This is a genomic window from Shigella sp. FC1661 (assembly GCF_001712525.1).
Lineage (GTDB): Bacteria > Pseudomonadota > Gammaproteobacteria > Enterobacterales > Enterobacteriaceae > Escherichia > Escherichia coli.
Genome location: NZ_MDGW01000268.1, coordinates 1 through 2,267, shown reverse-complemented (window position 1 = coordinate 2,267; position 2,267 = coordinate 1). Strand labels below are relative to the sequence as shown.

Genomic DNA, 2,267 nt, shown 5'->3' with positions numbered 1-2,267 from the left:
AACACGCCAGTTCGCCCGGATGTTGGGACTTGAACCGAAGAACACGGCGGTGCGGAGTCCGGAGAGTAACGGAATAGCAGAGAGCTTCGTGAAAACGATAAAGCGTGACTACATCAGTATCATGCCCAAACCAGACGGGTTAACGGCAGCAAAGAACCTTGCAGAGGCGTTCGAGCATTATAACGAATGGCATCCGCATAGTGCGCTGGGTTATCGCTCGCCACGGGAATATCTGCGGCAGCGGGCTTGTAATGGGTTAAGTGATAACAGATGTCTGGAAATATAGGGGCAAATCCACTATCTTCCTCAAGTCTCAAATATTTTCGCCATTGTTGGCGATGAGATCCCGATACCAGTAAAACGACGCTTTACGTATCCGTTCCAGCGTTCCCTTCGTTGTCTTTATCGACATAAATCATTCCGTAGCGCTTTTTCATTTCCCCTGTTCCGGCAGAAACCAGGTCAATGCAGCCCCACGGGGTGTAGCCAATTAAGTCAACACCATCTTCAACTACGGCTTTTTTCATTTCCCGAATATGGGAAGCAAAGTAATCAATGCGATAGTGATCGTTCACCGTGCCGTCAGCTTGTCTCTGGTCAACCGCACCAAATCCATTTTCGACAATAAACAGCGGCAACTGGAAATGATCCCAGAACCAGTTGAGTGAATAACGTAGCCCTGCCGGATCAATTTGCCATCCCCATTCGGATGTATCGATATAAGGGTTGCTGACCAAATCTCGTGGTTCAACATAATCCAGTTGCGGGTTATCGGGCGAAAATTGTGTCGTAAAAGACATGTAGTAGCTAAAGCCGATAAAGTCGACACAACCACTGGCAAGAATCGCGTTATCTTCTGGTGTGATATCGAGGTTGAATCCTTTCCTGGCAAAGTAATTCAGCATATGTTGCGGATAATATCCACGAGCATGAACATCAGTAAACCAGTAACGACGATGCATTGCTTTCGTGGCCATCATCATATCGTTGGGTACACACGTCAGAGGATAGATGGGATACATGGCGATCATACAGCCAATGTTAAATTCAGGATTGATCGATTTTCCAGTCTGTACCGCCAGGGCACTGGCAACTAACTCGTAATGTACCGCCTGGTACATTATTTGTTCGCGCTCATTGATATCTTCCTCTGGCGAATACAAGATACCGGAATTAGTAAATGGACACAGGCTTTCGCTGAAATTCACCTGATTATTGATTTCGTTAAACGTCATCCAGTACTTTACTTTTTCTTTATAGCGCGTGAAGACCGTTGATGCGAAGCGGATAAAAAAGTCGATCAGTTTACGGTTTCGCCAGCCACCATATTTTGTCACCAGATGATAAGGCATCTCAAAATGTGAAAGCGTCACCACAGGTTCCATTCCCTGCTTAAGGCATTCATCGAACAGATCATCATAAAATTGTAAACCCTCTTCATTCGGCTCCTGTTCGTCACCTTGCGGAAAGATTCGTGTCCAGGCAATGGAAGTTCGAAAGCATTTGAATCCCATCTCGGCAAATAACTGAATATCTGTTTTATAGCGATGATAAAAATCAATTGCTTCATGATTGGGATAATTAAGCCCGTCGATAACGCCTTCTGTCACTTCACGCGGCACCCCGTGAGCGCCAGCAGTCATCACATCAGCGATACTGATGCCTTTTCCTCCTTCATTCCAGCCACCTTCCAACTGATGCGCGGCTACCGCGCCGCCCCATAAATGAAGTGGTCAACAAAAACTGGCCACCGAGTTAGAGTTTTTCCAGTATCGATTTTCCGATTCGTTTGGGGGTAACCCACCGTTATATTCGTGCGGTCTTAGTGCGCTGTAATATCCAACGATATAGTCCGTTATGGCGTGAGCTGCCTCGCTGAAGCTTACGTAACCCACCACCGGCATCCATTCGTTCTTCAGACTCCTGAAGAAGCGTTCCATTGGGCTGTTATCCCAGCAGTTTCCGCGCCGGCTCATACTCTGTCTGATCTGGTATCGCCACAATAACTGCCGGAACTGCCTGCTCGTATAATGACTGCCCTGATCGCTGTGGAACATCACCCCGCCGGGCTTACCACGGGTTTCCCATGCCATTTCCAGCGCTTTCATGGTGAGCCTGCTGTCCGGCGAGAACGACATGGCCCAGCCCACTGGTTTTCTTGCGAACAGGTCGAGAACAACGGCGAGGTACGCCCAGCGCTTACCCGTCCAGATACAGGTCACATCACCGCACCACACCTGATTTGGCTCGGTCACGGCGAACTGCCT

2 protein-coding genes and 1 pseudogene are annotated in these 2,267 nt (G+C 48.3%); 1 reads left to right on the top strand and 2 read right to left on the bottom strand.

What is annotated here, in order from left to right; genetic code table 11:
- A partial coding sequence (locus BFF42_RS15355) for an integrase core domain-containing protein (protein ID WP_000318964.1) occupies positions 1-286 on the top strand: 286 nt, incomplete at its 5' end.
- Positions 287-313: 27 nt separating this feature from the next.
- On the opposite strand, the pseudogene BFF42_RS15350 reads toward BFF42_RS15355, so the two are convergent.
- Positions 314-1,694 (bottom strand): annotated as a pseudogene (locus BFF42_RS15350) (6-phospho-beta-glucosidase).
- Positions 1,695-1,733: 39 nt separating this feature from the next.
- The coding region (locus tag BFF42_RS15345) for an IS3 family transposase (protein ID WP_039060271.1) at positions 1,734-2,267 on the bottom strand (534 nt) is incomplete at its 5' end.